At 60.6% G+C, this 4,716-nt stretch carries 4 protein-coding genes; 3 read left to right on the top strand and 1 reads right to left on the bottom strand.

Features of this window, described 5'->3' with window-relative positions; translation table 11 throughout:
- Positions 1–392: 392 nt before the first annotated feature.
- Positions 393–1,295 carry an N-acetylmuramic acid 6-phosphate etherase gene (locus tag ABW043_RS15630; RefSeq protein WP_353922127.1) on the bottom strand — a complete coding sequence of 301 codons (903 nt, stop codon included), beginning with the start codon at positions 1,293–1,295 and terminating at the stop codon, positions 393–395.
- 116 nt (positions 1,296–1,411) lie between these two features.
- Between ABW043_RS15630 and ABW043_RS15625 the strand changes: the two genes are divergently transcribed.
- The 3 genes from ABW043_RS15625 (at position 1,412) to ABW043_RS15615 (ending at position 4,627) form a co-directional block, all read left to right on the top strand.
- Complete coding sequence (locus tag ABW043_RS15625; RefSeq protein WP_353922126.1) at positions 1,412–2,446, top strand: SIS domain-containing protein; 1,035 nt, start codon at positions 1,412–1,414, stop codon at positions 2,444–2,446.
- Positions 2,443–3,591 carry an N-acetylglucosamine-6-phosphate deacetylase gene (gene nagA, locus ABW043_RS15620; protein WP_353922125.1) on the top strand — a complete coding sequence of 383 codons (1,149 nt, stop codon included), beginning with the start codon at positions 2,443–2,445 and terminating at the stop codon, positions 3,589–3,591. The genes ABW043_RS15625 and nagA overlap by 4 nt, the downstream gene beginning before the upstream one ends.
- Before the next feature lie 136 nt (positions 3,592–3,727).
- Complete coding sequence (locus ABW043_RS15615; protein ID WP_353922124.1) at positions 3,728–4,627, top strand: glucosamine kinase nucleotide-binding domain-containing protein; 900 nt, start codon at positions 3,728–3,730, stop codon at positions 4,625–4,627.
- Positions 4,628–4,716: the final 89 nt, after the last annotated feature.

Genomic DNA, 4,716 nt, shown 5'->3' with positions numbered 1-4,716 from the left:
AAATGCGCTGAGAAAAAGATGTAATGCAGGACTGTTCGGAGGGGCGTCGATGCGTCGGCGCCCCTTCTTTTACTAGCACAAAGAAATGACGAGCTGAGCGGCTACCTAGTCGGTGTCGCCGTGAAGTGGCTGCGCTCGGCAATAAAAGTCAGATTGATCTCGACGTATTCAGTCGGCGTTATGCACCCGGACTCCTCATGCGGACAACCCGGTGAGGAGAACAGCAGTATTGCTGCGAATAAGTGGCTCATGCTCATTGATCGCCCCCCGCTGCTTCGCTGAGCACTGGTAGAGATTGCCGATTCTCTAACTCCTGCAATTTGTCCCCGAATCGTCGTTTTGTCTGTGGCGGATCGGCCACAACGCACGACGATAATTGCAGGGACGATCCTCTAAGCCTTCGGGGTTTGCGCGGTGGCGAGGTGCCGCAACGCGGTCTCGAGTTGCCCATTGGTGTTGTTGAGGAGCTGCTTTGCGGACTCGAGGTCACAGCCGTTGAGCAGCAGGACGGCAACTTTTATGCTTCCGTTTGCGCTCGACAGTGCATCGCGCGCATCCTCGCGGTTCCGCCCCGTCAACTGAATCAAAATGTCCTCGCTGCGTTTCACGAGTTTTGCATTCGCACCCCGGACATCGACCATTAGGCCTCGATATACCTTTCCAAGCAGGATCATGAGGGAGGTCGATAGCGTGTTCAGGGCCACTTTCTGCGCGGTGCCAGCTTTCATCCGGGTCGATCCGGCGATCGGTTCAGCGCCGGTATCCAAGAAGATCGGATGATCCGCCTCCTCGAGGATCGGAGAGGGGCTGTTGTTCGCAATGCCGAGAGTGAGCGCGCCCCGACGCTTGGCCTCTCGCAGGCAGGCCATGGTAAAGCGCGTCGTGCCGCTCGCGGCGATCGCAATAACGACGTCATGGGCGTCAACTTCGTGCTGGCTGATCAGGCTCACGCCCTCCTCCGCATCGTCCTCCGCCCCCTCCACCGATCGCGACCGAGCCTCTTTCCCTCCCGCAAGGATCACGACCAACCGCTCTTCCGGCCAGCCAAACGTCGGTGCGAGCTCAGCACCATCTTGCTCGGCAAGACGACCGGACGTGCCGGCGCCGACATAGATAAGTCGGCCGTGACGTTGGAGACGCGCATGCATTGCGACCACGGCGGCCGCGATCTCTTTGCGGGCAGCCATAACCGCCGCGACGGCTGCAAACTGGCCTTCAACGATGGATTCGGCGATATCCTCGGCGTGCCAAGCATCGATACTTGAATAGCGAGGGCTGGAACGCTCGGTGCTCATGGATATACAAGGCCTGCTAGACAGGGGTGACCACGGAAATCTACTACAAAATCGGGCGATATGGCGCTACGCAGATGGCTCGTGAGAGTGACACTGGACCAAAACCGGGAGTTCGAGTGAGTAGCGGCGAACAATTGATGGCAGCTGAGCTACGGGAATCGCCCGAGATTGTCTCCCGCCAGTCGGAGCTGCTCGGCCGTCCCATAAGCCGGCTTTGCGCCTCGCTCAAAGAACGCCCGCCTCGTGTTGTGGTGACTTGCGCGCGCGGCAGCTCGGCGTATGCGGCGAGCTTCGGCAAACACCTCATTGAGCGGCATCTGGGAATTCCTGTCGCTGAGGCCGCGCCAAGCATAACGACGATCTACGGACGAAATTTGCAGCTCAAAGACCAGTTTTTCCTCGCAGTTTCCCAATCAGGGCGCGGCGATGATCTCATCGAGACGACCGCTTCTGCAAAAGCGGCGGGCGCGCTGACGGCAGCAATCGTAAACGATGTGGACAGCCCGCTTGCAGCCGCCGCCGACATCGTTCTTCCAATGGCAGCAGGATCGGAGCTGAGCGTGGCAGCGACGAAGACCTTCATCGCCTCTCTCTCGGCGCTCCTGAGTCTGGTTGCGGCTTGGGCAGACGAGACTTCGTTAGCAGAAGCCGTTGGCCGGCTGCCAGAGCGTTTGGTTGAGGCAACACGGCTCGATTGGTCGCACGTTGCCGGTGCGATCTCTGCGGAGAACAGTCTCATCACGTTGGGGCGCGGACCCACCCTCGCGATCGCACAGGAAGCAGCCTTGAAGTTGAAGGAGATATGCAACCTTCATGCAGAGGCCTATAGCGGGGCCGAATTCCAGCACGGTCCCATCGCGCTCGTAACGAGCGGCTACCCAATCTTGATTTTCATGCCTGGCGATGAGAGCGCGGAGCTTCTGTCGGCCCTTGCGGCTGACCTCTGCCGAAAGAAGGCAGCCGTTTTCACCACGGGCCACGACGATCTGCGCGGCGCGGCGCGGCTGCCGGTCCTCCGGCAAGATCGTCCGGAAACCGATGCGGTTTGCTTGATTCAAAGCTTCTACGCGCTCGCGATTCACATGGCGGCCCATCGCGGCTTGAACGTGGATGAACCGAGAAATTTGCAGAAGGTCACCCGGACGAGATGAATCGAAATGACCTTCATGCCGTCACCGCCGACCATGTTTTTGACGGCGCCACGAGGCATGACAATGCCGCGGTCATCATTGAAGGATCGAAGATCGAGGGCGTGCTACCGCAATCCGGGTTGCCCGCAACGCTTGCTGCGCGACACCTCCCCGCGGGCGCTTGGCTCGCTCCAGGTTTCATAGACCTTCAGGTCAATGGCGGAGGAGACGTCCTCTTCAACAATTCACCGACAGCCGAGACCATCGAGACCATCGCGGCCGCGCATCGGAAGTATGGCACCACCGCATTTCTGCCGACGTTTATCACCGATACACGCGAAAAAATGCGAGCTGCGCTCGCTGCCGTTCAAGCGGTTGCCGAGACAGATCCGAGCGTGCTCGGGATTCACCTGGAGGGACCGTTCCTATCACCGGAAAAAGCGGGCGTGCATGATCCCCATCTGATGCGAATGCCGGATGAAGCAGACGTCGAAATTCTGTGCGGCAAATGGACAGGGCAAATGCTCGTCACTCTGGCCCCGGAGCGAGTCCCCAAGGGCTTCATAGCGAAACTGACCGGGGCTGGCCGTCGCGTGTCCCTCGGCCACTCGATGGCCACCTACGAGGAAACCTGCTCGGCAATGGCCGAAGGACTGAGTGGCTTCACGCATCTGTTCAACGCGATGAGGCCTATTGCCAGCAGGGAGCCCGGGCCGATCGCTGCCGCTCTGGAATCGCCTGCCGCGTCATATGGGCTAATTGCCGATGGTTGGCATGTCAGCCCGGCACTACTCCGGCTTGCCGTGCGAGGTTGCGGGAATCCGATGCTGGTCACGGATGCCATGCCGCCGGTTGGGGGCTCCAAGCCAAGCTTTCAGCTCTATGGAACCGAGATCCGGGTCGAGGCCGGCCGCTGTCTCAGAGCCGACGGCACCTTGGCTGGAGCCGCCCTCGATATGGCAACCGCTGTCCGCAATTGTGTGAACCTTCTCCAGGTCTCCCTGCCGGAAGCCCTGCGGTTTGCCTCGTGGAATCCCGCGAATTTCATTGGATTGGGGCACATGCTCGGCCGGCTCGCCCCGGGGTACCGGGCCGATATGGTGGCCATCGATCCGGAGAGCTTGGCGGTTCTGGGGACATGGGTGGCGGGGGCGCATCGGAGTTAACCCCTGGACTTTCGGCCGCAAATCAGCGATCTGATAGCTGAGCTGTTGCGATTCTTTCGGGCTGACTTACTCTGGCCATGTTTGGCTTGTTCTTGGCACCGCATTAACGCCTGACCTGTAATCTTCACCTTAACTTATGCCGAAGCCTTTCTTTATAGGCGTCGACGGAGGCGCCACCCACTGCCTGGCTCGCATCCGGGATTTGGATGGCCATTTGTTGGGCGAAGGGGTGGGCGGCCCCGCCAATATTCACTCAGATTTTCCGCTGGCAAAGGAGTCCATTCGCGGGGCCACGAAGTCGGCTTTGGCCGCGGCGGGCCTTGATGAGCAAAGCCTAAGGTGGGCGCATGTCGGGCTGGGCCTGGCGGGAGCGGGCCTAAAAGCCACGGCCGATCGTCTGCTTTCTGAACTCACGGGCTTTGCGGCGGTCGAGCTTCAAACCGACGCCTACGTCGCCTGGCTTGGAGCACATCAGGGCGGCGATGGCGGGATTGCCATATTGGGCACCGGGTCGTGCGGTCTCGCGATCGTAAATGGCCGGCGTATTTCCGTCGCCGGTTGGGGACCGGAAGTCTCCGATGAAGCGGGCGGACAAAGGATGGGCCGCGAAGCGCTTCGGCGTACGCTTTGGGCTTATGATGGCCGAGCCGAGAAATCCGGACTTACAGACGCCCTTCTGACGCGGTTCAACCGGGATCCCTCTCGAATTGTATCTTTTGCCGCAAGCGCGAGCTCGGCGGAATTCGCGAGATTCGCGCCATTGATCTTCAAATACGCCTCGGCTCAAGACCCTCTTGCGATCAAACTCGTGAGTGAAGCGGCCGAGGCCGCCGTAAGCATCATCGATAGGCTTCTGGCTGTTGGCGCGCCGGCAGTAAGCCTCATTGGCGGCCTTGCCGAGCCCCTGCTCTCATGGCTGCCCCCTCGGCTATCGGGCGTCATAACTCCCCCGCAAGCTGACCCCGCTGACGGAGCGCTCCTGATGGCCCGCCGGGCTTTTCTCAGGATCGACTCGGTCATGCAGCGAGCCGGCTAACCCGAAATCCGTTCGATCTGGGCGCCGCATCGGCCGAGCTTGTGCTCGATGCGCTCGAAACCGCGGTCGAGGTGATAGACCCGGCCGAT

The sequence above is a fragment of the Devosia sp. genome (genome assembly GCF_040509215.1).
In the GTDB taxonomy this organism is placed as follows: domain Bacteria; phylum Pseudomonadota; class Alphaproteobacteria; order Rhizobiales; family Devosiaceae; genus Devosia.
Note: the sequence above shows the minus strand (reverse complement) of the source record. Positions and strands in the feature narration are given on the sequence as shown.

What these genes read in the sequence shown, in the direction of transcription:
- ABW043_RS15630 (WP_353922127.1), bottom strand. Translation starts at nt 1,295, where the DNA reads ATGAGCACCGAGCGTTCCAGCCCTCGCTATTCAAGTATCGATGCTTGG.
- nagA (WP_353922125.1), top strand. Translation starts at nt 2,443, where the DNA reads ATGAATCGAAATGACCTTCATGCCGTCACCGCCGACCATGTTTTTGAC.
- ABW043_RS15615 (WP_353922124.1), top strand. Translation starts at nt 3,728, where the DNA reads ATGCCGAAGCCTTTCTTTATAGGCGTCGACGGAGGCGCCACCCACTGC.